Genomic DNA, 24,838 nt, shown 5'->3' with positions numbered 1-24,838 from the left:
TCTATGGCATTGCCAAGCACCCTGAAGTAAGCTATTAGAGAACTCGACCATGGTAACATCTTTATGATGTCAGGCCATAGCGCAGAAGGGCTCCATGAATATTCCAGATCCAATCAAGTTAACGCAAGATTTGATACGTTTTAATACGATCAACCCTCCTGGTAATGAAGATGAGCTTTGTAACTATTTAACTGAGTTACTAGAGTCAGCAGGCTTTGAATGCATGAACGTAGATTTCGCTCCCAGACGTCGCAGTATTATTGCGCGCATATCTGGCGCAGCTAACAAGTCCAATATTTGCTTTACAGGGCATGTCGATGTTGTTCCATTAGGAGATCGTCCGTGGGATCATGAACCCTTCTCTGGCGAGATACAGGATGGCAAATTATTTGGGCGTGGCTCTAGTGATATGAAAAGTGGTATTGCCGCTTTTGTTGTGGCGGCGATGAAAGCTGCTCACATTGCCAAGAATCAAGGTGGCATTAGTCTCATCATTACTGCCGGTGAAGAAACGGGTTGTGAAGGTGCCTTCTATATTGCCGCACAGAAAAAAGTAATCGACTTTATTGGTAATGTAGGTTGTTTTGTAGTGGCAGAGCCCACTGCGAATGAGCCCATCATTGGTCATAAAGGGGCATATTGGTTACGCGCTAAAGCTGAAGGCATCACTGCTCATGGCTCCATGCCTGAAAGAGGCGATAACGCCTTCTACAAAATAGCAAAGGGCGCACTTTTACTGGAACAATTTCAATTTGATACCCCGCCCCACTCATTAATGGGTCAAGGGACCCTCAACGTAGGAACTGCTAGAGCAGGTTTGAATATTAATTCTGTGCCAGATGCAGCTGAGATGACCTTAGATATTCGCTCTGTACCAGGGCAAAGTCACAGTCATATCTATGGTTGCCTATGCAAAACACTAGGCCCTAACATTAAGCTTGAAACGATTATGGATGTTGAGGGCATTTACACCCCGCCAGATCATCCATGGATACAAACTGTCTATGCTCATTGCCAAGAAATCAACGGTGTGAAGACTGCCCCCAAATCCATTTCTTACTTTACCGATGCCTCTGCACTGAAGGGCCAGATTGGGGACCCTCCAACCGTAGTGCTGGGACCGGGGCAACCTGAAATGGCCCATCAGACCGATGAATTTTGCTATACCGAGAAAATTACACAGGCGACGACCTTGTTTGAAAGGCTTATCATAGATTGGCAGAACAACGGATCCCATGAAGAGGTACATGCAAGATGAAAATCGAGAGCTCCCCATTTAAAGAAGTAGACCCAGATAGCTATGTGGCAAATATGGATGCCTATTGGCTTCCCTATACACCTAACCGTTATTTTAAAAATAAACCCAAAATCATGGTTGCCGCCAAAGGGGTTTATTACACCGATGACCATGGTCGCAAGTTGTTTGATGGCGCGTCTGGGCTCTGGACTTCCCCGTTAGGACATGGTGATCCACGCATCATTGAGGCGATTCAAAAACAATACCAAAAAATGGATTATGTTCCAGCCTTTCAGATGGCAGGACCAGAAACATTTCGTCTCGCAGAAAGAATTGTTCAATACGCTCCCCCTGGATTAAATAAAGTATTTTTTGTGAACTCGGGATCCGAAGCGGTGGATACATCACTGAAGATTGCCCTCGCCTATCACCGTGCAAAAGGCGAAGCGAGTCGAATTCGTTTTATCGGCAGAGAGCGTGCCTATCATGGCGGATGCGTGGGTGGAATCTCGGTAGGCGGAATACCAACCAATCGCAAATCATTTGGCTCAATGATGATGCCAGGAGTAGATCATCTTCCCCACACATTGAATTTATCTCAAATGGCTTTTTCCAAAGGAATGCCAACTTGGGGAGCTCACTTAGCTGATGACTTAGAGCGCATTGTTTTGTTGCATGATGCTAGCAATATTGCGGCAGTTATTCTGGAACCAGTTCAAGGTTCAACTGGCGTGATCGTTCCTCCTGTTGGCTACTTACAAAAAATTCGAGAAATTTGTGACAAGCACGGCATCTTGCTGATTTTTGATGAAGTCATTACTGGTTTTGGACGCTTAGCTGCCAATTTTGGAGCGGATCGTTTCGGCGTTAAACCCGACATGATTACCTTTGCCAAGGCCATCACAAATGGCGTCATTCCGATGGGTGGCGTCATTGTGCGTCAAGATATTTATGACACGATCGTCAATGTTGGCGGCCAAGAGCAGGTAATTGAATTCTTCCACGGCTTCACTTACTCCGGACACCCGATTGCTGCAGCTGCAGCGCATGCCTCTCTCGATATTTTTGAGTCCGATGGCATCATGGAAAAAACCAAAGTTTTAGAAAAGGTTCTAGAGGAAGGTGTTCACTCCTATAAGGGAATGCATGGCGTGATGGATATCCGTAACTGTGGTGTATCAGCAGGTATAGATCTAGAGCCAATTGCTGGTAAGCCAGGATTACGCGGTATGCAAGTTCTGGAGAGCTGTATTGAGAACGGCATTCTAGTTCGCATTACTGGCGATACGATTGCGATGGGCCCTCCATTTGTTGCAACACCATCTGAACTCGAATCGTTCTTAGAGACCTTTGCTAAGGTTCTTCAGAAAGCTTTTTAATTGTGGGCGATATTCGTGTACGCGGCGATAGGCTCTGTGACTCCCTTTTAAGTTTGGCTCAGATTGGTAAGACCGCAAAGGGAGGCGTCTGTCGCCTCGCACTCACCGACCTAGATAAACAAGGTCGTCAATGGGTCATCAATAAAGCACTTGCGCTAGGCCTCACAATTACTACCGACCAAATTGGCAATACGTTTATGCGCCGTCCAGGCAGCAATCCCGACTTAGCACCCATCATGACTGGTAGTCATATTGATACTCAGCCAACTGGTGGAAAATATGACGGCAACTATGGTGTGCTAGCGGGTTTAGAAGTCATTGAAACACTGAATGACTATCAGATTAAGACTGATGCTCCTATTGAGGTCGTATTCTGGACCAATGAGGAAGGCTCTCGATTTACACCAGTCATGATGGGCTCAGGCGTTTTCTCTGGCGCAGTGAGTATTGATCATGCCTATGCAGCCAAAGATATTGAAGGCAAAAACGTCAAAGAAGAATTACTCCGCATTGGTTTCTTGGGAAGCGAGAAACCAGGTGATCACCCTTGCGGTGCTTACTTTGAAGCACATATAGAACAAGGGCCCGTCCTTGAAAAGGAAAATATCGTGATTGGGGTAGTACCAGCAGTCATGGGACTTCGCTGGTTTGACTGCACGGTTCACGGTTTTGAGGCGCATGCTGGACCAACGCCAATGGATATTCGCATAGATGCCCTGCAAAATGCCTTAGGCATCATGCAATACGTTGTAGAGCTAGCCCGACAGCATGCCCCACATGGCAGAGGTACGGTAGGAATGGTTCAAGTCTTTCCCAATAGTAGAAACGTCATCCCGGGGCAAGTACAGTTTTCGATCGATATTCGTCATCCAGACTCTGCAACTTTGGACTTGATGACATCAAAACTTAAAGAATATATTGCACAAGTTGCATCAGGAAAGTCCATCGCCATTGATTTAAAAGAAGTGTCGCACTTTCCACCATGTAATTTTGACGCGAAGTGTGTTGAAACTATTCGGAAAGCTGCTAACGATCTGGGATATTCCAATATGGATGTTGTCTCGGGAGCTGGCCATGATGCTATTTATATGAAGCGCTTAGCTCCAACCGGAATGATCTTCATCCCCTGCAAAGATGGTGTTAGTCATAATGAAATTGAGGATGCAAAAGCTGAGCATTTAGAGGCTGGTGCTAATGTACTCCTTCATTCTATGCTGGCATTTGCTGGGCAGCATCCATAATTTATCAATCCATCCGGCTTATAAAAAATAATGATTGAGAAAAAAGGTTTGGGTAAGTGGGTCATCGCACGTTTTCAACATGAGACCAATACCTTCTCGCCTATTCCCACGCCACTAGCAGCCTTTAATCCGTTCTGGAATCAAGATGCTTACCAGGATCAAGAGAATGCCCAGACAGCGATGGGTGCTTTTATTCAGATTGCCAAACAAGAACAGGTAGAAATCGTCACGCCAGTTTGCGCATTTTCCAATCCCAGTGGTACGGTCTGTGCAAAAGCATACGAACGTATCTGCAATAGCATCGTAGAAGCAGTCCAGCAAGGCTGTGATGCCGTACTCTTAGATCTGCATGGTGCCATGGTTTCAGAGGATGCGGTCGATGGAGAAGGAGCACTCCTTAAAAGAATTAAATCAATTGCGCCCAATATTCCGATTGCTGTAGCCTTAGATTTGCATGCAAACGTGACATCAATGATGATTGAGCATAGTGATGTGATGCTGAGCTTTAAAACCTACCCTCACATCGATATGTATGAAACCGGTATTCATGCAGGCAGGCTATTGCGCGATATGCTCAAAGGAAAAATACGCCCTACGATGGCTTATCGTCAAATTCCCCTGTTATCGCACACTCTTCGCAGCAATACGAATGAAGGTGCCATGAAGCTTGCAGTAGAAGCAGCGATTGAATTAGAAAAAAAACCGGGTGTCTTAGCAGCTTCCATTTTGGCAGGATTTAGTCTGGCAGATTTTAAAGATGCTGGCATGTCTGTGATTGTCATTGTTGATGAACTGAGCTCATCCTCTAATGAATTAGCAAATCAATGTGCAGATCAATTGCAAAACATGATTCTGGCACAGTCTGATGGATTTATTTATGACAGCTCTCCAATCAGTGCAGCACTACAAAAAGCCAGCGAACTTGCGCAATCACCAGGAATAGGTCCTGTACTGCTGCTTGATCACAGCGACAATGTCATGTCAGGCGGACCATGTGACACCACAGATATTTTAGAGTCCGCCCTCCAATTTGACTTAAGCAATATTGCTTGTGGGCCATTTACAGATCCCGAAACTGTCCAAATGCTGATTAAAGTAGGCGTTGGAGAAAAAGCCAATATTGAATTAGGCAATAAGTCAGGTTGGACTTATCGTGGTACTAGTAAATCTCCACTGAAACTCACAGGAATTGTGAGAGCCATTAGCGATGGTCAGATTCAGGTTACTGGGCCTATCTTTAAGGGATCTACATTGTCGATGGGTCCGACTGTTTTATTTGAAACTGCGGATCTACAAATTGTCATCAGCTCCAATCGTGTGGAGCCCTATGATGTTGCTGTCATGACGGATCTGGGTATTGATCTGAAATCTAAGACCTATGTGCTGCTGAAATCACGCATGTATTGTCGACCAGTCTTCTTTCCTCTCAGCAAGGGTTTTGTTGAATGCGATTCTGATCAAGGTGGCCCAACTAGCTCAAATTACGATTGGTTTGACTTTAAACATATTAGACGCCCAATCTATCCACTAGATTAGAAGATTCATCACCAATCAGCGTGGCAACGTCTAGACTTTATGTATTGAGCTTGAAGTGGCAAGCAACAAAATGTCCTGGAGAAATCTCCTCTAGAACAGGCTCTTCCACCTTACAACGTGCTTGAGCATAGATGCAGCGAGTATGGAAGTGACAACCACTAGGGCGATTAATGGGGCTTGGAACATCACCGCCAAGTACTATTTGTTTGCGCTGTTTTGTTGGGTCAGGAATTGGCACAGCAGAGAGCAATGCTTCGGTATAAGGATGAGATGGTCGCTTAAATAACTCGTCTGTTGCTGCAAGCTCAACTACACGTCCTAAGTACATCACTGCAATTCGATGGCTAATGTGTTTTACAACTGCTAAATCATGCGCGATAAATAAGTAAGATACGCCAAATTCTTGCTGTAAATCACCTAATAAATTAATAACTTGCGCCTGAACCGAAACATCTAATGCTGAGACAGGTTCATCGCACATGATGAGCTTGGGCTTTACTGACAAAGCTCGGGCAATGCCCAAGCGTTGGCGTTGGCCACCAGAAAACTCATGGGGATAGCGCAACATCTGATCAGGGCGCAAGCCTACTAATGCAAATAACTCACTCACCCTATCCCGGCCCTCAGCTTGAGTAAGTTTTTCAAAGTTGCGTAAAGGCTCGGAGACAATATCAGCGGCACGCATGCGTGGATTGAGTGAAGAATACGGATCCTGAAAAACTGCCTGAATTTCTTTACGAAAGGGTCTCATTTCATTCCGAGACAGCTCGTCAATTCTCTCGCCACGCCAAAGAATTTCACCGGCAGTAGGATCAATCAATCTGAGAATAGTTCTGCCAACGGTAGACTTACCGCAGCCACTCTCGCCCACTAGGCCTAATGTTTCGCCTTCATAAATAGAAAAGCTAACGCCATCAACAGCATAGACATAACCTGCAATCCGGCTGAGCAAGCCCTTGCGAATGGGATAGTGCTTCGTCAGATTTTTGAGCTCTAAAAGCTGTTTTTGTTGCTTACTCATGCAATATCCTTTGATACCGCTACTGGATTCCAGCACGCTACTGAGTGTTCGTTACCATAATCCTTCAGAATCGGAGATTCGAGCAAGCAGCGCTCACTGACTTCTGGGCAACGAGGGGCAAATGCGCAACCAACAATCTCAGTTCTCATAGATGGAACCATGCCCGGAATTTCCACCAAACGTTTAGAGCTTGTATCGTCAAGGCGCGGCATTGAATTTAAGAGGCCCAATGTGTAAGGGTGCATTGGCTTAGCGAATAAATCATAAACGCTAGCCTCCTCTACTTTACGTCCGGCATACATCACCACTACCCGTTGCGCCATTTCTGCTACAACGCCAAGATCGTGCGTAATCAAAATAATTGCGGCACGAGTGCGATCCCTTAGCTCACGCATCAGATTTAATATTTGTGCCTGAATAGTAACGTCCAAGGCTGTTGTTGGTTCATCAGCAATCAAGATCTCAGGGTCACAAGCCAAAGCCATGGCAATCATAATGCGTTGTCGCATACCTCCTGAAAGCTGATGCGGGTACTCATTCATTCTTCTTTCAGGCTCTGGAATGTTAACCAACTTGAGTAGTTCTAGAATTCGATCACTTACTTCCTCTTTGCTGCACTGACGATGTAACTCTAAAACTTCGCCAATTTGTCTGCCGACTGTGATGACTGGATTTAAGGAAGTCATCGGCTCTTGGAAGATCATCGAGATCTTATCTCCACGAATATCACGCATTTCATCTTCTGAGAGCTTTAGCAAGTCCTTGCCGTGATACAAAACGGATCCAGAAACAATTTTTCCTGGGGGAGTCGGTATGAGTCGCAATAATGATAAAGAGGTCACGCTCTTACCGCAGCCCGACTCTCCGACAATCGCTAAGGTTTCACCCTCTGATACTGAAAAGGAAACCCCATCTACAGAACGAACCACGCCATCGCGCGTATAGAAATACGTTCGTAAATCTTTAACTTCTAATATCGTCTTTCCAGTAGCCTGACTCATGAATTACATTCTCCTCGAAAGACGAGGATCTAAGGCATCCCGCAAACCATCACCCAGGTAATTGACTGCAAGCACCGTTGCCGATAGAAAAATAGACGGGAATAAGATCAGGTAGCCAGCAATTTGGAACAGGCTTCTTGATTCCGCCATGATGTTGCCCCAGCTAGGAATATTGGGTGGAGTGCCTGCGCCAATAAAGGACAAAATGGCTTCTGTGATCATTGCAGAAGCACAGATATAAGTCGCTTGAACCAATAAGGGCGCAGCAATATTGGGCAGAATGTGACGTAGCAATGTTTTTACCAAAGGCGTACCAGATGCTGCCGCTGCCTCAACATAGGGCTGCTCACGTAAGCCTAAGACTAAGCTACGGACCAGGCGCACTACTCGCGGCACTTCTGCCAAGGTAATGGCGATAATCACGTTTTCAATACTGGCCTTAGTTAAAGCCATTAAGGCAATCGCTAGCAAGATCGAGGGGATAGACATCAATCCATCCATAATCCGCATCACAATCGCATCTAGCCAGCGCACAAAACCAGTAATCAAACCGATGGCCAAACCAATCACAGTGCTTAACAAAGCTACTGAAATTCCAACGGTCAGAGAAACACGAGTGCCGTACATCACACGGCTATACACATCGCGCCCTAGAGCATCAGTACCAAACCAATACTCCCAGCTTGGCGGCTTCAAGCGATTTAATGGCGCGACTGCCTGCGGATCCACCGTAGCTAAGAGTGGCGCGAAAATAGCGATAAAGGTCATGAGCAATAATGTTGCTGCACCAATCACTGCAAATGGATAGCGCTTGTATAAAGCGGGCAACTGTACGCTCATAAATAAGCGTGCTTTCGAGATCTGTGCTGACCAATCTACTGCGTTCAGAGTGTTGCTATTGATCATAGAGCCTAGTAACGGATGCGAGGATCAAAAAAGACGTATGACAAATCAATCATTAAATTAATCATCACGTAGGTCGCTGAAAAAATGAGTATCACCCCTTGAATAATCGGATAGTCTCGACGCAAAATGGCATCTACTGTCAAACGCCCTATTCCCGGAATTGCAAAAACCGTTTCCGTCACAACAGCGCCTGAGATCAACAGCCCGATACCAATACCGATAACAGTAATAATCGGCACAGCAGCATTTTTAAGTGCATGGTGAATCATGATGTCGCGCTCTTTTAAGCCTTTGGCCTGCGCTGTCCGAATGTAGTCTTGCGACAAGACATCCAAAACACTGGCACGTGTAATACGCGCAATTAAGGCTGCATATACCGTACCTAAAGCTATGCTAGGCAGAATCAAATGCTTAAACCAAGGCCAAATACCTTCGCTAATAGGTCGATAACCCTGAACTGGCAACCAATGCAATTGCAAAGAAAAAAGGAGTATTAATAAGTAAGCTAAAACAAAGACTGGGATAGAAAATCCCAGTACAGAAAATCCCATAATGGTGTGGTCTAACTTGCTTTCAGCACGGGCTGCTGCAATTGCGCCTAGCGGTACAGAGGTCAAAATAGCAATAATGAGAGTGCAAATAGTCAGCGATAGTGTGGGCTCAACTCTTTGACCAATGAGCTTGGCGACGGGCAGATTGTTGAAGATGGATGTTCCCAGATCACCGTGAAGTAAAGCCCATACCCAAGTTCCAAAGCGAACTAAAAATGGCTGATCTAAACCTAAAGACTGACGTATGCGCTCTATGTCCTCGGTAGTGGCCACATCTCCTGCAATAACTGCAGCAGGATCACCAGGCGTGAGATACAAGAGGGAGAAAACAACAAACGCAACGACGGCCATGACGACCACCGTTGCGCCCAAGCGCCTTACTATGTATGAAAGCAAAAAATAACTCCTAAAGACTTAACAAGAAAAGGAATTATTTTTTCTCCACATTCCAAAGAAATGCCATTGGCGCCACAATAATCCCAGAAAGATTAGTGCGGTATGCGGTCGGCAAAATAAACTGAGCAGTTGGAATATAAGGCAAGAACTCAAATGCGCGGCCCTGAACTGCTTCTGCTGCTTTCTTGGCTCCAGCTGCATTAGGTGCCTCAAAATAAGCCTCACGCAATGACTCTAACTTTGGATCAGTAGGCCAACCAAACCAAGCCTTATCACCATTGCCACGCAGTGCGAAGTTCACGCCTGGATTAAGCAAGTCTGGTCCCACTAACCAGGTATGGAAAATAGACCAGCCGCCTTTATCAAGTGGCTCTTTTGATGTGCGGCGAGTAATCAAGCTACCCCAGTCACCCGCTTGTAATTCCACATTCAAACCTAATTTGCGTAATAGCTCGGTAGTCAAAAGAGATTGAGACTGAACGATAGGCTGATCAGCTGCAGAAATAATGACGATCTTCTCGCCCTTGTAGCCCGATTCCTTAATCAATGCTTTGGCAGCCTCAAAATCACGTTTGCCGGTTATTAAGCTTGAGCCAACATTGCTAGCCAAGGGTGTGCCGCAAGTAAAGTAGGAAGCACAAGGCTTACCATTGTCTGCGTTACCAGCAATACCCAATACGTAATCTTGTTGATTAACAACCATGGCTACTGCACGGCGCATCTTCTCGTTATTAAACGGAGGGTATAGGAAGTTAAAGCGAATGAGGCCCATTGAACCTAATGGGTCAATATTTTCTACCTTCACACTACTATTTTTAGCAAGCAGTGGAATGAGATCTGGAGGCATCTGCTCCCACCAATCAGCCTCGCCATTACCTAGAGCATTGGCTGCAGTTGCTGCATCAGGAATATAGAGCCACTCAACGCGGTCAACTTTAACAACCTTACCACCTGAAGCCCAAGATGGCGCTTCCTTGCGGGGTACGTACTCTTTATTTTTGACGTAAATAACTTTGCTGCCAGGAACCCATTCGTCTTTGATCATTTTGAATGGACCAGAACCAGTAGGATCTGTGATATTCGTAAACGCATCAGTCTTCGCAACGCGCTCAGGCATGATAAATGGCACGTTGGAGGAAGGCTTTCCTAAAGCATCTAATACGAAAGCAAAAGGCTTTTTAAGCTTCAGAACAAAGGTTTTGTCGTTAGTGGCAGTCCATGAATCTGTCGACTCCGCTAATTTTTGTCCAAGTCCATCACGCTTTGACCAGCGATCAATAGAAGCAATGACGTCGGCAGATCGAACAGGTGCGCCATCATGGAACATGAGGCCATTACGTAGAGTAAATGTATACGTTTTTTTATCGGGACTCACGGTGAACTTATCCACCATCTGTGGTTTGATTTCAAACTTGCTGTCCATGGCGAACAAGGTGTCATACACCATATAGCCATGGTTACGCGTAATGTAAGCAGTAGTAGTGATCGGATCTAAGATCTTGAGATCAGCCTGCGCAATAAACCTGAGAGTTTTTTGTTGCTGAGCGGCAGCCGGCAGTGAGAAACTAGTCACTCCAAGCGCTATAGCCGCGGGAATCATTGCCAAAAATACTGAACGTCTTAAGGTATTAATCATATTGCCTCCGTAATGAAACGCACTACATAACTATTTTTAGTTTTATCAATGCTTCACTCTTGAACTGTATAAGGTTGCTGTTCAAAGTGGCAAGCCTTAAGCCTCAATTTGGTGCATCTAAGTATGTTTGTACCATATTTAAAAGTTTGTGTTCCTGATATTTTTTCCCCACCAACTGGACCCCTGCCAAACTCGATGCTGCTAAACCTAAGGGGTCTTTTTTAGCTAACAAGGGCATTCCTAGGATCGGTAGTCCAGAGGCGCCCATTGGCAGGCTTAGCTCCCTTAATGGCTTAGCAGCCTGGGGAAGACCAGCCTCTAATACGGGGCCGCAAGGCGTTAAAGGGAGCGCCAGCATCTCTACAGAGCTAATAGCAGTTGCCATAGCCTGTCGAAATTCTGCTAATTGAGCATAGGCATTAATCAGCTCTTTGGGCTCCAGTGAAGCTGAGTGACGAAGCTCGTTTAATACCGGTTTTCCTAATCGGTCAGCATAGCTTTCGATTGGCCCACATAGGCGAGTAAAGTCCTCGAAAAACTCCATTTGCAGGACGGTTAGTGCGCAGCTAGTGGCATTTTCAAAATTGGGCCATGACTGCTCTACAAATATGACTGAGTGATTTTGTTTAGCATTGTGCATAAACTGCATAAAAGCCAAACGCACTGGAGCATCTACACCATCTAGGAGATGAGGATCCCAGCCTATTTTGATGCTCGTTGTATTAACCAAATCACTTGGTTTAGATTTTGGCAAAAAAGAGCTGCCAAGAAAATAATCGCAATCCTCAATTGAATTTACAAGAGGGCCAACAACATCCAAGGCTCGGGAACGTGGTACCACGCCATCCAAAGAAAAAGAATCGCTCGAAGGTCGAAGGCCTACGATGCCACACCAAGCAGCAGGCATGCGGATAGAGCCCCCAGTGTCAGAGCCTAGGGCCATTGGCACAATTCCCATCGCTACTGCCCTTGCGCTACCACTCGATGAACCTCCTGAAAGGCAACCGATTAAATGGGGGTTCATCACATTACCAAAGTGAGCATTCTCACCTGTTAAACCTACCGCCCACTCATTCAGATTGGTTTTACCAATCGGAATTGCGCCACGATCGATTAACCCTTGTAAGACAGGAGCAGTTGATGATGCCTTCTGAAGATATGCCTTCGGACTTCCAGCGCTAGTATTTAAGCCCTGCCAATCGATATTATCTTTAACTGCAAATGGAATTCCACATAGATCACCACAGTCCTCGCCTCTAGCAATCTTGGCGTCAAGTTGGTCCGCCAAGGCCAGAGCAATTTCAGCATGAAGACTAATAAATGTAGGCGAGATAGCCGAATCTAAAGTTTCTTTCTTAGCCAAATCTAAAGCAAGCGCAACCTGGGCACGCGCAGAGCGTACCCCGCTCTTAACCTCCGCGGCGATTGCGCGGAGCGAAGGCCAGTGATGATATGGCTTCATCTGAAGTCCTTATCTGGAAAATAAGAAATGAAAGTAGGCACAAATCTCAGGATCAAGCCAAAATAGAGGTTATTGCTATTAAGCACATTAGATTGCTGTCTCAAATTTTTGAAAATAATCATCCAATACTATAGTATTTTCACTCACCCTCCGATAGTTAAAGTAAACCCTCACCTCACAATGCAAAATAGTAAAAAACAAATGACTATCGCTCACTTAGCTCAATTTAGCGCGGCATGGAATCGACATGACATCGATGGCTTAATGAGCTTGATGTGTAATGACTGTGTTTTTCAGACTGCAGCAGGCCCTGATGCATGCGGCACTCGTCATGAAGGCATGGATGCAGTTAGGGCTGCTTTTGAAAGTGCCTGGATAAATGTGCCTGATGCGCAGTGGATCAATGATCGGCATTTTGTTGACGGTGATTTTGGAGTATCGGAATGGACCTTTGTCGGTACCGCAGCTGATGGAAGTCGGATTGAAACTGATGGTGTCGATATTTTTACTTTTAAGGATGGCAAGATTCAAATGAAAAATGCCTTTCGTAAAAATCGCCCTAATTTACCAGCAACCCAATAGGCTTATGTTGAACATGCCACCAGTAGCATACGATCCGCTCTATGACCCGCTCACCTCGCTTCATCCAGGTAGTGGAACTGATTATGCGCCGAGCTATTGGGCTGCAACTGCTAATAACCCGCCGCAAACAGATGGGCCTGTCACACAAGATATCGATACAGATGTCGTCATTATTGGGTCAGGCTCAACAGGAGTGTCAACTGCTCTTTATTTAGCACAAGAGCATGGTATCCAAGCAACTATCTTGGAGGCCAATCAAACCGCTTGGGGGTGCTCTAGTCGCAGTGGTGGCCAAGGCCAAAATGCCAGCGGTAGGCTATCACGATCTCAATGGATTGAACGTTGGGGCTTAGATACTGCCAAGAAATTAGATCGAGAAATTTATACGGGCTTTGAAAATTTCAAAGAGCTAGTAAGTCAAATTGACTGTGATGCTTTTGATGGCGGTCACCTCTACATTGCACACCGCCCAGAAAAAATGATCTACCTAGAGAATGAGGCAAAAGTCCGCAAAGATATCTTTGGATACGATCCACTATTACTGAGCGCGCAGGAAGTTCGCGAGCAATATTGCGATGATCATGATGCATCTGGCGCCCTACTAGAGCGTGAAGGTGTTGGTATTCATCCACTCAAATTTACTTTTGGTCTTCTCAAGAAAGCCCAGAGCCTAGGAGTCAAAATTCACACTGCTAGCCCTGCACTGGGATGGGGGACGATTGATGGAGTGCACCATATACAGACTCCAGGCGGAGTTGTCCGAGCCAAACGAATTGCCATTTGCACCGGTGGCTACGGTGTACAGGGATTAAAGCCCATCAAAAATAAGATCCTACCTATTTTGTCTAATTCGCTGGTGACTAGACCCCTTACCGCGAGTGAAATAAAAGCCTGCAACTTTCGTTCGCATACCTTTTTAACTGACACTCGTACGCTACGCTTTTACTATCGCCTATTAAAAGATGGGCGTCTGCAAATGGGCAGTCGAAGTTCTATTGGCGGTGCTGATGCCAGCTCACCTAAACATTTGAAGCTATTAACGGATGCTATTGCTAGAAAGTTTCCACCTTTAGCGGGTATTGAGATTGATTACTCTTGGTGGGGCTGGGTGGACGTAAGCCACGATATGATGCCGCGCATCACCCAACCAGATCCAGCACAAGCAGTTTGGTATGCACTCGGCTATGGCGGAAACGGCGTTTCTTTTTCTACCTGGGCTGGTAAACGCTTAGCGGAACTTGTAGCTGGGAAAAAGGTTGATTCAGACGTGTTAAAGTTGCCAATCTATCACTCGCCACTCGAGTTTCCTAATGCATTCGGCAAGTTTCGGTCAGAAAAACTAGCTCCTTTTAGACGATTGGGGCAAAGTTTTCTCTATAAATGGTATTGGTTTAAAGATGAGAAATAAATCATTCAAATTAAACGCTACGATCTTTCTCTAAGAGAGTCTATATGAATAACATTAAACGAATTTTGACACTGGTCATTCTATGTGGAGCTGTAAGCTACAGTTACGCAGCGCCAGATACGGATTGGCCAAAAAAACCAATCCAAATGATTCTCTCCTTTCCTGCAGGAGGCTCAACTGATGTTTTTGCACGCAGTATTGCAGTCCCATTAGGTGAAGCATTAGGTCAAGCAGTAGTAGTTGAAAATAAACCAGGCGCAGGCGGAATGATTGGCATGACTGCTGCAGCCAAAGCTAATCCCGATGGCTATACCATTCACTTTAGTGCTCTCACGAATCAAGCCATTGCTCAGGCACTCTTTAATAATCCCCCAGTTGATCTCCAAAAAGATTTTGCCTCCGTTGCTCTAGTAGGCTCTGTTCCTCATATTCTAGAAGTGAACCCCAGTGTCCCAGCAAAAAATTTGACTGAGCTGATCGCCTTTATTAAGTCAAAGAATGGCAACTTTAATTACGCTTCTCAGGGTAATGGCAGCCTCTCACACTTGGAATCTACTTTATTTATGCAGCGCATTGGCGCTACTGGAACTCATATTCCTTATAAAGGTAGCAGCTTTGCCTTACCTGATTTAATTGCTGGTAACACCTTGATGATGTTTGATAGCCTGACGGCATCTCTTCCCCACATTCAAAGCGGCAAGTTAAGACCCATTGCAATTGCCTCAAACGAGCGCTCACCTTTGATACCAAACGTTCCAACCTTTGAGCAAGATGGTATGAAGAAGTTTGATGTTGAGAATTTCTTTGCTATTTATGCGCCAAAGGGAACCTCTCCTGCCGTGATTGCTCGACTTGAAAAAGAAATTCGTAAAATACTGACCAATCCTGACTTCAAAAATAAGTTAGCCAACCAAGGCCTCCAAACCCAATTTGCTAACTCAGAAAAATTGACAGAAATCACCACCGCCGAACACGTCAAGTGGTCAAAAGCTGTCAAAGCTGCCAATATTAAGATTGACTAATTTACAACCGTATTTCATTGCTTAAAGAATTTCCTATGTTGATTGCCCCACCCTATGGCGGTGCTCGCGCCCCCGTACTAGCCAGAAATACTGTTGCCAGCTCTCAACCGCTTGCGACACAAGCAGGTATTGAGGCACTGCAGAATGGCGGTAATGCAGTCGATGCCGCACTGGCTACTGCCATCACCTTAACGGTTGTAGAACCAACTATGAATGGCATTGGTGGAGATAGCTTTGCGATTCTATGGGATGGCAAGAAACTGCATGGCTTAAATGCTTCGGGGCGCGCCCCTGCCGCTTGGACACCAGAATATTTTGCTGGTAAATCGGTAATGGATCCCATCGGCTGGAAGACCGTAACTGTTCCGGGTGTAGTTGCTGGCTGGATTGAGCTATCCAAAAAATTTGGCAAGCTGCCTTTTGCGCAATTATTTAAGCGTGCAATTGATTATGCCGAGAATGGTTTTCCAGTCTCTCCTGTCATTGCCCGTCAATGGCGTGAAGCCATTCCGATTCTGAAAGATCAACCCGGTTTTGCACAAGCATTCCTGATTGACGGTAAAGCTCCTCAGGCTGGACAGATCTGGAAATTTCCTGAGCAAGCTAAAACCTTAAAAGAGATTGCAGCGACGCAAGGCGAGTCTTTTTATACAGGGCCGCTTGCTAAAAGTATGGTCGACTTTGCAAAAACTTCTGGTGGTTGCTTCACCATGCAAGACTTCGCAGATAACAAACCGGAGTGGGTTGAGCCGCTTGCCTTTGATTATGGTGGCTACACTCTTCATGAGATTCCTCCGAATGGCTCTGGTATTGCTGCACAAATGGCTTTGGGTATTTTGGAAGCTGCAAATGTTAAACAATATCCAGCAAACTCCACGCAGCATATTCATTTGCAGGTAGAGGCAATGCGGATGGCTTTTGCCGATGCATATGAGTTTGTATCTGATGCACGCTCAATGACAATGCCAGTGAGCGCATTACTTGATAGAGAGTATTTAGCGAGTCGTGCTGCTCTGATTGATCACCATAAAGTGGGCTCTTATGGTCCTGGTGATCCCCATACTGGTGGCACAGTCTATCTTTGTGCCGCAGATGAATCCGGCATGATGATTTCGTATATTCAATCAAACTTTAAAGGCTTTGGTTCTGGTGTGGTTGCCCCTGGTGGCATTGCTTTGCATAACCGTGGCATGAGCTTTAGTCTTAAAGCAGGACATCCCAATCAAGTAGCTCCGGGCAAACGCCCTTTTCACACCATCCTGCCTGCCTTCTTATCAAAGGGTGGCAAACCTACTATGGCCTTTGGTGTGATGGGTGGCAATATGCAACCGCAAGGTCATATTCAATTTGCAATGCACTTTATTGATGAGTATCTCAATCCTCAAGCCTGTTCTGATGCCCCCCGCTGGCGAATTGATGACTTAGGCAAACTCACTGTTGAAGCAGCGATGCCAACAAGTATTGTTGAGGGTCTTAAAAAGATGGGGCACGAGGTAATCGTGATGCCCGCGAATAGTTTAGATTTTGGTAGCGCACAAGCCATTGCTAAAATTACTGATACAACTGACTCCGCTTATATTGCTGGTAGCGATCATCGCCGAGATGGATTAGCAGCTGGATTTTAATCTAGCTCGAATTACGGGACAAAATAAAGCCACCCTTAAGGTGGCTTTATTTTTCAAAGTGCACTAAATTAAAAATTAACTGTTGCCGATAGCTGTGGGCCAGCGTTGGTATATTTAGTTACACCGATATTTGATTTAAGGTCAAAACCCATGGCTCTATAGGCCAAGGTCATATCACCCCATGAGAATGCATTACCTACTCCAAGCAGGGCTTGCCAGGTTGTATTATTTGAACCAGGTCCTTTACCCGCATCTACATAGAATGGAACAAACCATGAGGAATCGTAAATTCTGGCTCTACCCTTAAATCCAATTACTGGATCCGTGGTTTGATTGGTATACGAAGGGTTTCTGGTGACATCTGACTTTACTTTTCCATTAACAGTGTACTGCTCAGTAGCCACCAGAGTCTCAGTTGAGCTGATGTAACGAACTCCAACCAATCCATCTAAATATAAATTATTTGATCTGTAAGCCGTATAGGTACCGGCTAAGGTAAGCATAGTCTGCGTCTGTTGCCCGCTGGTACCAGCATATAAATTGTGATCTCTACCTAAGACCACTTTTGATTTATTAATATCACTACTTCCGCTCATTTGCCAGTACACAAGATCTGCCATTACGCCCCAATTACCTTTATGTGCCTCAGCAGTAAAAAAAGCAATGGCTCCTGCACTATTCAAATTATCGCTAATCGAAGAGTCTGCTGATTTAGAGAGATTGTCTACTGTTGAGGTTGCCCAGCTTGCTGGTACCCATGCAGAAATTGTTCCAGAAAAACGCCAGTTGTCGTTTACCACCGGAATTGGATTAACGGCCTGAGCGTTAGCGTTAATACAAATACCGAATGCGGCAAAGAGCAAAATAAATTTGGCGAGCTTCATAAGGTCTTTCCTGAGTGAGCTTATTGAGCTTCTAATATAAAGAATAAGTCATTAATTTGCAAAACTTTAAATAACTCTGTTGTTACGCAGCCTTATGAGGCAGGCAGTTCAAATAGAAGGCTTTGATTTCTGGATCACAGCTGACATCTCTTGCTTCGATCGGCCTTTGTAAAGAAATGCCTTCAATCGTTTTACATCTGCTGAGGGCTACATAGACTTGGCCCGATGCAAATGCGCCAGAGGATAAATCTACTTTGACCTTGTCCAGCGTCTTACCCTGGCTCTTATGAATAGTGACTGCCCAAGCAAGCATTAGGGGAATTTGCACATAAGTACCAATAATGCTGGGAGAGATCTTGCCAGACATCATGTCATGGTCGTATCGATATGATTCCCATTGGTGGCCAGTAACTTCAACAGTATTGGAGTACTGTCCATTTTTAACTATTACTTTTACTTTATCGGCGAGTAATTCACGAACGATACCAATCGTGCCATTCACCCAGCGCTTCGGAAAGCCGGGGTCAGTTGCTGTAAACATCACTTTGGCACCCACCTTTAAGGCCAGATTATTGGCTGAAGGTAGGTTACGCTCATCAATATTGAACTTACCAGTCGTTTTACCTGCATAGACCTTCACTTCATTAGTAATGGCTCGCAATCCCGCACCATTGATTTGGTCTGCTCTCGCATTGGTAGTGGTGAGCGTAATAGTTTCTTCATCAACTTCTTGATTGGCTTGATAGCACTGGGCATTGAGGGTATCAATTACTTCATCTACGTCTTGATTGATGCGTATGCGATTGAGAAGATCGGCAAAGTGCTCATCTTTTTGGCGGAAGATCTTTGAAAGCTCCACCATAGTGACATCTTTGCGATGCAAGGCTATCGCACAGAAGAAGTATGGGCCTTCGTAACCACGATCAGCGAGTACCTGCATATCACTACTCGAGACAACTGGCGGCAACTGAAATAAGTCTCCCACAAACATTACCTGTATACCGCCAAAAGGTTTGCCTTTTTGTGGTCCGTTCTCGCGCAAGAATAAATCCATGGCATCGACTACGTCAGCGCGCACCATCGAAATCTCATCAATGATAAGTAAATGGATATCTTTATAAAGGCGCTTATCACGTAATGGCTTGATATCTTCTTCAGGAAAAATTAAACGCGGCGGCAATCTGAAGAAAGAGTGAATAGTGACGCCCTTCACTTGCAATGCAGCTACTCCAGTTGGTGCGACAACAACGACATTGCCAGGAATCGTTTCTCGAAGGTAACCAATGAGCGTTGTTTTGCCGGTACCGGCTTTACCACTAACAAAGATATATGGATCATGACGCTCAATGGCCGCAATGACAGCCTGGTAATCAGGCGTGATTTCAATCTCGGTTGAATCGATTACGGAACTAGTCATTCCTTATTGTTTCACGGCATCGGCTACACACCGAAATCCGATATAAACCACTGCGATATCTCCAGGTTTAGATTCCAAATCCGATTCTTGCTGCCTCTCTGGGCCATACCACCATGAAGCACCTCGTGTCATGTAGCCACCGTTACGCTCTGTAGCCGTCCACTCCCAAACATTGCCGCCCATGTCATACATGCCATTAACACCAGGCTTGGTAGTTTTTGTAGTGACATGTCCCGTGCCACGATTGAGAGCTCCAACTGGAGCTAAACCCTTGTAATCACCACAGCCACTTAAGCAATGCGAAACGGCTGGAGTGCTGCCACCGGGAAATGGGTAACGCTGTCCTTTAACAAAGCCCGCTGGAGGATTAGATCTTTGTTCTAAAAATGCTGCCAAATTCCATTCAATATCTGTTGGCAATCTTTTGCCGTAATAACGACAAATAGATTCTGCTTCTTTTTGATTCAGGTGCACCGCAGGTTCTAGATCACCAGCAGAAACTCCATAGGGTGTCTTCCAAGTCCAACCAGGCTTTTGCACAAAACCTGCTTCATACGAGAGGCCGCCGCCCTTCTTTTCAGCAGCACTTACAAAACCAGTAGCCGCAAAGCCTTTGACATCTCCAATATTCATCTCCGTTTGATCCCAAATGAGATTACCGATTTGTACGGTTGGGATAGATGATGCAGGAGCGCTTTGGCTAGGCAATGGCCTAAGCATGAAATACGCTGCAATAGCCGATAGCAATAGACCAAACAGAATGGCGGTGAAATCAAACTTTTTCATGATGTAGCAAGCTCCAGAGGCTAAATTAAGCAATCTCTATTCTAAAGAAAATAGTAAATTGGCACATTACGGGTAATGCTTGATATTCAGGGATATGAGGTAGATCATCAAACTCTATGAAAAACGGGATAGACAAGATTTACGCAAAAATTACGAGCCTAGAATCCGAGGTTCATAGCTTACAGCAGGGCTATGTCACCTTAAACCAGCAATATGCTGCCGCTGAGTCCGCTCGTAGCACTAGAAAGAAAAATTCCTAATAAAAAAGCTCCTCAATCAATTTTGGGAGCTTTACAGAATTTGGTGGGGCGAACGACGGGGCTCGAACCCGCGACAACCAGAATCACAATCTGGGACTCTACCAACTGAGCTACGTCCGCCGTTGTAGAGCTCACATTATAGCTTTTTGCTCAAAAACCTGTCAAAACCAGTGCTTCTAGCCTCACGCTTAAGCACTTTCATACTCAAAAGCCGCCCAATCCCCAAGGGTTAGACTGGCATCGATGAAAAAATCCACTATCGCCGCTTTGCTCTGTACCTTAGCGAGAGCATGGTGATCTGAGAGGCGCTGGCGCCAATATCTTGATCCTGCCCTACCATGTGCTAAGCCAAGTATGTGTCTTGTAAATGCGCCGATATAAAAGGGCTTACCTTTAGCTTTGCATTCATCAAACCAAGCTTCTACTTGCTTAACTAATCCAATCTGAATTCGATGCCACTCGGTTTCACTAAAAAGATAGCCAGCCGCATCACCGTTGGTATTAATCAAATCATCCCAGCCTAAGAGCATGGCTGGAAAATGATATGCCGCCCTACCAATCATGAAGCCATCAAAGTCATCCCAATGGCCCGCGATCTGTTCATTCGTTTCTAGACCACCATTGAGTAATACTTTGAGATTGGGAAATTGTTTTTGTGCATCTAGCCTCAGCTTGGCTGCTACTTCATAACGTAGCGGCGGTTTACTGCGGTTCTCTTTTGGTGACAGCCCTTTAAGCACAGCATTACGCGCATGAATGGTTACTTGGCTTGCGCCTGCATCAGCAACAGCAAGAATAAAATCGAGCGCAAACTGATAATCCTTGGGAGAGGCAGCTGCATCCATCGAATCCAATCCCAAGCGATGTTTTACTGAGATCGGAATATCTACAGCACTCTTCATTGCCTTGACACAGTCGGCCACCAAATTAGGTTCAGCCATCAGGCAAGCACCAAAAGCACCGCGCTGCACACGCTCAGACGGGCAGCCACAATTAAGATCAACTTCCTTATAGCCCCACTGTTGCCCTAACTCTGCAGACTTTGCTAAGTCGCTAGGCTCTGAGCCGCCTAACTGCAATACCACTGGATGTTGATCTTGGGAATAGTCTAAATGGCGCGGGAGATCCCCATGCATCAATGCCCCTGTTGTCACCATCTCTGTATAGAGAACCGCTTCCTTAGTGAGCGTCCGATGAAAAGAGCGGCAATGACGATCCGTCCACTCCATCATGGGGGCAACTGCTAATCTTTTATTTTGCTTATTTTCCACAGAGACTTTTATCAATTATTTATAAACAGCCCAAGGGTAGTTTTTGTTTTTCTTGGTGGCCCACGCCTTAATCCATTAAAGCTGAGGGAAAAACCTTATCCTTAGCTTACTTCCAGCTAAGATTTAACTTCTTATGAGAAGCAGCGCAATCTCGCAAATATAGATTAATCAGACTTTGATAGGGAATACCTACTTCTTCAGATACTGATTTGAAATAGGTCACAGAGTCTTCATCCAAGCGAATCGTAATTGGCTTCTTTAGCATAGAAGCATATGGATTTTTTCGAGATTTTGAGAAATCGTATTCATTACGCATATTGATCACCTTTTATAAACTTTTGACTCTTGAGGAGTTGCCTTACGAGCTGAAATAATTCGAATGACATTTCCCTTACTTCGATAACAATGACAAACCAAAATTACACGAAGAGCATGACTCACGCCTAATAAAATAAATCGCTCCTCATCATCTGAATGATCGGGATCAGAAATTAATCTAGCGCTTTCATCATAAAACACAGATTTCGCTTCTTCAAAGGAAATGCCATGTTTTTTTAGATTAGCGGAGGCTTTTCGTAGCTCCCATTCAAATTTTAATGAATTCATATGTACATTGTACATATATTAATTAATTACACAACCTGCATTACGCACCCTCATATCAAGATTTAATCGGCGTTTTGAATGAATAAGGGTAGCCCAAGCTACCCTTATTCATTTAGCAAATCTAGGTTTTTAATTGCCTTACCTACTTTGACAGCTTAGCCTCTAACTCTACCGCTAGATCAAGAGCGCCCATATAACCAGATTTGAGATGCGCCGGCAAATCAGGATCACCCACCATGGTGCCCAGTGTCTCTACTAGGCTATAGACAATTCCTTTTGCTGCACCAATGGCAATCGATTTATTGGCTACTGCTTCGTCAATATGATTGACGGCATCCAAGAAATAGTCATGACCAGGTAGACCATCTGGGCCCAATTCTTCTTCAGCTTTTTTGCCTTCATTCATTATTCGCTCACCTCCTGATTGGGTTTTACAGCATCTGATCTACTTTATAAAAGAACTTACGGGCATGCGCCAGAATCTCTTTATCAGTCGGATGGTCAACAGTTTCTACACCAACAATCTTTTCAGCAATCTTGGCATCATGCTGATGCGCATGTTTGATGAGTTCTAATTTGGCAGAACCTGGGCCAAGAATCAGAATTTCTTTGGATTCATTTACAGCCTGCATTACTGAATGGAGATATTTTGAATCTAATGCCAGCTTACCGCTACCTACTTCACCACCTTTATGGTGTAAATGAGAATGTGTCGATTTGCTTTTAATGATCTCTGCCTCACTAGCATCCTGACTTAAGAACATGACGTGGGCTTCTTTGTGATCGATCCAAATAACTGCATGATTTAATGACATAGTTCTTCCTGTGATTGATATAGCTACTCTTTCAGGATACTCCCACCACTAGCTGACAACACCCTAAAGCTTGATTTAGATCAATCTGAGCACAATAGTATTAAATTCGTATACTAAGACCTCCTCTATTTGATCTCCATATGGCTAACTTGAGCAAATTGATTCCAATTCGATACACCCCTTTTATCCTTTGCATTATTGGAAGTATTGCCAGTTTTATCGCTTTAGATTTTGTCTCTTTAGGGTTAGATAAACAAGCCCTCCACTTTCTAATATTGTTTGGTACTTTAACTATCGTAGGTTTCTACGATCTTTTCCAAAAAAAGATCGCCATATTACGCAACTACCCTGTTATTGGTCATCTGCGCTTCTTACTCGAATATATTCGCCCGGAAATTCGGCAGTACTTTATTGAGGGGGATAACGATGAAGCTCCCTTCTCTAAAGCGCAACGCACTTTAGTCTATTCACGCGCTAAAGCGGTACCAGATCAAATACCCTTTGGCACTAGTCTTGATGTCATGGCGCCAGGCTATCAATGGATCAATCCGTCATTAGCCCCTACCCGTTTACCTAGCCATGATTTTCGTATTGAGATTGGTGGTAAAGACTGTAAACAAAAATACTCTGCGAGCATCTTTAATATTTCAGCAATGAGTTTTGGCTCACTAAGCGCCAATGCGGTGATGGCCTTAAATTTGGGAGCCAAAAAAGGTGGTTTTGCCCATGACACTGGTGAAGGCTCTATCTCCACCCACCACCGCGTTCATGGCGGAGACCTTATTTGGGAGATTGGCTCCGGCTACTTCGGCTGCCGCAATGAAGATGGCAGTTTTAATGAAAAGAAATATGCTGAAAATGCGCTTGATCCTCAAGTCAAGATGATCGAGATTAAATTAAGTCAAGGTGCCAAGCCTGGTCACGGGGGAATTCTGCCGGGCTCCAAAGTCACTGTAGAGATTGCCAAGGCACGCGGTGTCAATGTAGGCGAGGCCTGCATCTCTCCGGCATCCCATAGCGCTTTCTCAAGCCCACTTGAGATGATGCATTTTCTTAAAAAATTACGTGATCTCTCTGGCGGTAAGCCAGTTGGATTTAAGCTTTGTATCGGACATCCCTGGGAATGGTTTGGGATTGTCAAAGCCATGTTAGAAACCAATATCTACCCAGACTTTATTGTGGTGGATGGCTCTGAGGGTGGCACAGGCGCATCCCCAGTTGAATTTACCAACCACGTTGGTACACCACTTCAAGAAGGGCTTCGTCTAGTTCATAACACCTTACTGGGCGCTAATCTGCGCGATCAAATTAAAATTGGCTGTGCCGGAAAGATTATCAGCGCTTTTGATATGGCAGTTGCTTTTGCCTTGGGTGCTGATTGGTGCAATAGTGCACGTGGCTTCATGTTCTCAATTGGTTGTATTCAAGCACAAGTCTGCAATACTGGCTTTTGCCCTACTGGCGTCACAACCCAAGATCCACTTCGCCAAAAAGCCTTAGTGGTACCTAATAAGGCTGAGCGCGTCTTTAATTTTCACAATGAAACTCTTAAAACACTCAAAGGATTAGTAGAGGCGGCCGGCCTACATCACCCTGGTGAAATTGATGCGCCCCATATTATTCGACGGATTAATGCACATGAAGTACGCCTCTTATCCTACCTCCTCCCAGAAATGCCTACTGGACTTCTTCTCAAGGGAGGAAGTATCGACTCTTCTCTGAACCTACCAAGAGTATTTGAGTTGTACTGGAGTAAAGCACAAGCGAATAGCTTTTCAGCTTTAAAAGATTAAGGG

23 protein-coding genes and 1 tRNA gene are annotated in these 24,838 nt (G+C 45.0%); 9 read left to right on the top strand and 15 right to left on the bottom strand.

The window, feature by feature from the left end; all coding sequences use genetic code 11:
- Nucleotides 1-94: 94 nt before the first annotated feature.
- From ICN29_RS10315 to ICN29_RS10300, 4 genes are read left to right on the top strand one after another with little or no spacing between them, the layout of a single operon-like run.
- Nucleotides 95-1,258, top strand: a complete 1,164-nt coding sequence (locus ICN29_RS10315; protein ID WP_216132883.1) for a M20 family metallopeptidase — start codon at nucleotides 95-97, stop codon at nucleotides 1,256-1,258.
- On the top strand, nucleotides 1,255-2,616 hold the full coding sequence (gene aptA, locus ICN29_RS10310; protein ID WP_223146596.1) for an omega-aminotransferase AptA: 1,362 nt from the start codon (nucleotides 1,255-1,257) through the stop codon (nucleotides 2,614-2,616). The genes ICN29_RS10315 and aptA overlap by 4 nt, the downstream gene beginning before the upstream one ends.
- A gap of 2 nt (nucleotides 2,617-2,618) precedes the next feature.
- Nucleotides 2,619-3,857, top strand: a complete 1,239-nt coding sequence (locus ICN29_RS10305) for a Zn-dependent hydrolase (protein WP_216132881.1) — start codon at nucleotides 2,619-2,621, stop codon at nucleotides 3,855-3,857.
- A gap of 30 nt (nucleotides 3,858-3,887) precedes the next feature.
- A complete protein-coding gene (locus tag ICN29_RS10300) occupies nucleotides 3,888-5,393 on the top strand; it encodes a M81 family metallopeptidase (RefSeq protein WP_216132879.1) in 1,506 nt (501 codons plus the stop codon).
- A gap of 37 nt (nucleotides 5,394-5,430) precedes the next feature.
- Here the strand turns inward: ICN29_RS10300 and ICN29_RS10295 are convergent, their stop codons facing one another.
- The 6 genes from ICN29_RS10295 to ICN29_RS10270 all read right to left on the bottom strand — a co-directional run bounded on the left by ICN29_RS10295 (nucleotide 5,431) and on the right by ICN29_RS10270 (nucleotide 12,366).
- On the bottom strand, nucleotides 5,431-6,414 hold the full coding sequence (locus ICN29_RS10295) for an ABC transporter ATP-binding protein (RefSeq protein WP_216132877.1): 984 nt from the start codon (nucleotides 6,412-6,414) through the stop codon (nucleotides 5,431-5,433).
- Nucleotides 6,411-7,415, bottom strand: coding sequence for an ABC transporter ATP-binding protein (locus ICN29_RS10290; RefSeq protein ID WP_216132875.1), 1,005 nt, complete (start codon nucleotides 7,413-7,415; stop codon nucleotides 6,411-6,413). Before ICN29_RS10290 ends, ICN29_RS10295 begins: the two co-directional genes overlap by 4 nt.
- Before the next feature lie 3 nt (nucleotides 7,416-7,418).
- On the bottom strand, nucleotides 7,419-8,255 hold the full coding sequence (locus tag ICN29_RS10285; protein ID WP_216132986.1) for an ABC transporter permease: 837 nt from the start codon (nucleotides 8,253-8,255) through the stop codon (nucleotides 7,419-7,421).
- Between the two features lie 71 nt (nucleotides 8,256-8,326).
- The gene (locus tag ICN29_RS10280) at nucleotides 8,327-9,268 is read right to left on the bottom strand and encodes an ABC transporter permease (protein ID WP_216132873.1); all 942 of its coding nucleotides are present in this window, start codon (nucleotides 9,266-9,268) and stop codon (nucleotides 8,327-8,329) included.
- 34 nt (nucleotides 9,269-9,302) lie between these two features.
- Nucleotides 9,303-10,904 (bottom strand): ABC transporter substrate-binding protein, encoded by a 1,602-nt coding sequence (locus ICN29_RS10275; RefSeq protein WP_216132872.1) that lies wholly within the window; start codon nucleotides 10,902-10,904, stop codon nucleotides 9,303-9,305.
- A gap of 103 nt (nucleotides 10,905-11,007) precedes the next feature.
- On the bottom strand, nucleotides 11,008-12,366 hold the full coding sequence (locus ICN29_RS10270) for an amidase (RefSeq protein WP_216132870.1): 1,359 nt from the start codon (nucleotides 12,364-12,366) through the stop codon (nucleotides 11,008-11,010).
- Nucleotides 12,367-12,567: 201 nt separating this feature from the next.
- On the opposite strand from ICN29_RS10270, the gene ICN29_RS10265 reads away from it, so the two are divergent.
- The 4 genes from ICN29_RS10265 to ICN29_RS10250 are packed head-to-tail and all read left to right on the top strand — an operon-like array spanning nucleotide 12,568 to nucleotide 17,003.
- On the top strand, nucleotides 12,568-12,948 hold the full coding sequence (locus ICN29_RS10265; protein ID WP_255538173.1) for a nuclear transport factor 2 family protein: 381 nt from the start codon (nucleotides 12,568-12,570) through the stop codon (nucleotides 12,946-12,948).
- A gap of 4 nt (nucleotides 12,949-12,952) precedes the next feature.
- Nucleotides 12,953-14,356 carry an NAD(P)/FAD-dependent oxidoreductase gene (locus tag ICN29_RS10260; RefSeq protein ID WP_216132868.1) on the top strand — a complete coding sequence of 468 codons (1,404 nt, stop codon included), beginning with the start codon at nucleotides 12,953-12,955 and terminating at the stop codon, nucleotides 14,354-14,356.
- A 44-nt stretch (nucleotides 14,357-14,400) separates the two neighbouring features.
- Complete coding sequence (locus tag ICN29_RS10255) at nucleotides 14,401-15,378, top strand: Bug family tripartite tricarboxylate transporter substrate binding protein (protein ID WP_216132867.1); 978 nt, start codon at nucleotides 14,401-14,403, stop codon at nucleotides 15,376-15,378.
- A gap of 35 nt (nucleotides 15,379-15,413) precedes the next feature.
- Nucleotides 15,414-17,003, top strand: coding sequence for a gamma-glutamyltransferase family protein (locus tag ICN29_RS10250; protein ID WP_216132866.1), 1,590 nt, complete (start codon nucleotides 15,414-15,416; stop codon nucleotides 17,001-17,003).
- A 68-nt stretch (nucleotides 17,004-17,071) separates the two neighbouring features.
- Here the strand turns inward: ICN29_RS10250 and ICN29_RS10245 are convergent, their stop codons facing one another.
- From ICN29_RS10245 to ICN29_RS10205, 9 genes are all read right to left on the bottom strand, one after another.
- On the bottom strand, nucleotides 17,072-17,887 hold the full coding sequence (locus ICN29_RS10245; protein ID WP_216132865.1) for a hypothetical protein: 816 nt from the start codon (nucleotides 17,885-17,887) through the stop codon (nucleotides 17,072-17,074).
- An 82-nt stretch (nucleotides 17,888-17,969) separates the two neighbouring features.
- Nucleotides 17,970-19,304, bottom strand: coding sequence for an ATP-dependent DNA helicase (locus tag ICN29_RS10750; RefSeq protein ID WP_216132864.1), 1,335 nt, complete (start codon nucleotides 19,302-19,304; stop codon nucleotides 17,970-17,972).
- A gap of 3 nt (nucleotides 19,305-19,307) precedes the next feature.
- Nucleotides 19,308-20,090, bottom strand: a complete 783-nt coding sequence (locus ICN29_RS10235) for a formylglycine-generating enzyme family protein (protein WP_216132863.1) — start codon at nucleotides 20,088-20,090, stop codon at nucleotides 19,308-19,310.
- A gap of 304 nt (nucleotides 20,091-20,394) precedes the next feature.
- Nucleotides 20,395-20,470: transfer RNA gene (locus tag ICN29_RS10230), tRNA-His, on the bottom strand.
- Nucleotides 20,471-20,538: 68 nt separating this feature from the next.
- Nucleotides 20,539-21,621 (bottom strand): tRNA dihydrouridine(20/20a) synthase DusA, encoded by a 1,083-nt coding sequence (gene dusA / locus ICN29_RS10225; protein WP_369411669.1) that lies wholly within the window; start codon nucleotides 21,619-21,621, stop codon nucleotides 20,539-20,541.
- A 106-nt stretch (nucleotides 21,622-21,727) separates the two neighbouring features.
- Nucleotides 21,728-21,937, bottom strand: a complete 210-nt coding sequence (locus tag ICN29_RS10220) for a BrnA antitoxin family protein (RefSeq protein ID WP_216132862.1) — start codon at nucleotides 21,935-21,937, stop codon at nucleotides 21,728-21,730.
- Nucleotides 21,938-21,942: 5 nt separating this feature from the next.
- Complete coding sequence (locus ICN29_RS10215) at nucleotides 21,943-22,227, bottom strand: BrnT family toxin (protein WP_216132860.1); 285 nt, start codon at nucleotides 22,225-22,227, stop codon at nucleotides 21,943-21,945.
- A gap of 142 nt (nucleotides 22,228-22,369) precedes the next feature.
- The gene (locus ICN29_RS10210) at nucleotides 22,370-22,633 is read right to left on the bottom strand and encodes a hypothetical protein (protein WP_216132858.1); all 264 of its coding nucleotides are present in this window, start codon (nucleotides 22,631-22,633) and stop codon (nucleotides 22,370-22,372) included.
- A 25-nt stretch (nucleotides 22,634-22,658) separates the two neighbouring features.
- Nucleotides 22,659-23,042 carry a translational machinery protein gene (locus ICN29_RS10205; RefSeq protein ID WP_216132856.1) on the bottom strand — a complete coding sequence of 128 codons (384 nt, stop codon included), beginning with the start codon at nucleotides 23,040-23,042 and terminating at the stop codon, nucleotides 22,659-22,661.
- Nucleotides 23,043-23,182: 140 nt separating this feature from the next.
- Between ICN29_RS10205 and ICN29_RS10200 the strand changes: the two genes are divergently transcribed.
- The gene (locus ICN29_RS10200) at nucleotides 23,183-24,835 is read left to right on the top strand and encodes an FMN-binding glutamate synthase family protein (protein WP_216132854.1); all 1,653 of its coding nucleotides are present in this window, start codon (nucleotides 23,183-23,185) and stop codon (nucleotides 24,833-24,835) included.
- Nucleotides 24,836-24,838 lie beyond the last annotated feature (3 nt).

It is taken from the genome of Polynucleobacter nymphae, assembly GCF_018882155.1.
Classification (GTDB): Bacteria; Pseudomonadota; Gammaproteobacteria; order Burkholderiales; family Burkholderiaceae; genus Polynucleobacter; species Polynucleobacter nymphae.
This window is presented reverse-complemented; position numbering and strand designations above follow the sequence as displayed.

Coding starts and splice junctions, on each gene's coding strand:
- ICN29_RS10750 (WP_216132864.1), bottom strand. CDS start 19,304: ATGACTAGTTCCGTAATCGATTCAACCGAGATTGAAATCACGCCTGAT.
- ICN29_RS10285 (WP_216132986.1), bottom strand. CDS start 8,255: ATGAGCGTACAGTTGCCCGCTTTATACAAGCGCTATCCATTTGCAGTG.
- ICN29_RS10250 (WP_216132866.1), top strand. CDS start 15,414: ATGTTGATTGCCCCACCCTATGGCGGTGCTCGCGCCCCCGTACTAGCC.
- ICN29_RS10265 (WP_255538173.1), top strand. CDS start 12,568: ATGACTATCGCTCACTTAGCTCAATTTAGCGCGGCATGGAATCGACAT.
- ICN29_RS10215 (WP_216132860.1), bottom strand. CDS start 22,227: ATGAATTCATTAAAATTTGAATGGGAGCTACGAAAAGCCTCCGCTAAT.
- ICN29_RS10205 (WP_216132856.1), bottom strand. CDS start 23,042: ATGTCATTAAATCATGCAGTTATTTGGATCGATCACAAAGAAGCCCAC.
- ICN29_RS10295 (WP_216132877.1), bottom strand. CDS start 6,414: ATGAGTAAGCAACAAAAACAGCTTTTAGAGCTCAAAAATCTGACGAAG.
- ICN29_RS10200 (WP_216132854.1), top strand. CDS start 23,183: ATGGCTAACTTGAGCAAATTGATTCCAATTCGATACACCCCTTTTATC.
- ICN29_RS10220 (WP_216132862.1), bottom strand. CDS start 21,937: ATGCGTAATGAATACGATTTCTCAAAATCTCGAAAAAATCCATATGCT.
- ICN29_RS10290 (WP_216132875.1), bottom strand. CDS start 7,415: ATGAGTCAGGCTACTGGAAAGACGATATTAGAAGTTAAAGATTTACGA.
- ICN29_RS10245 (WP_216132865.1), bottom strand. CDS start 17,887: ATGAAGCTCGCCAAATTTATTTTGCTCTTTGCCGCATTCGGTATTTGT.
- ICN29_RS10275 (WP_216132872.1), bottom strand. CDS start 10,904: ATGATTAATACCTTAAGACGTTCAGTATTTTTGGCAATGATTCCCGCG.
- ICN29_RS10235 (WP_216132863.1), bottom strand. CDS start 20,090: ATGAAAAAGTTTGATTTCACCGCCATTCTGTTTGGTCTATTGCTATCG.
- aptA (WP_223146596.1), top strand. CDS start 1,255: ATGAAAATCGAGAGCTCCCCATTTAAAGAAGTAGACCCAGATAGCTAT.
- ICN29_RS10270 (WP_216132870.1), bottom strand. CDS start 12,366: ATGAAGCCATATCATCACTGGCCTTCGCTCCGCGCAATCGCCGCGGAG.
- ICN29_RS10255 (WP_216132867.1), top strand. CDS start 14,401: ATGAATAACATTAAACGAATTTTGACACTGGTCATTCTATGTGGAGCT.
- ICN29_RS10300 (WP_216132879.1), top strand. CDS start 3,888: ATGATTGAGAAAAAAGGTTTGGGTAAGTGGGTCATCGCACGTTTTCAA.
- ICN29_RS10260 (WP_216132868.1), top strand. CDS start 12,953: ATGTTGAACATGCCACCAGTAGCATACGATCCGCTCTATGACCCGCTC.
- ICN29_RS10315 (WP_216132883.1), top strand. CDS start 95: ATGAATATTCCAGATCCAATCAAGTTAACGCAAGATTTGATACGTTTT.
- ICN29_RS10210 (WP_216132858.1), bottom strand. CDS start 22,633: ATGAATGAAGGCAAAAAAGCTGAAGAAGAATTGGGCCCAGATGGTCTA.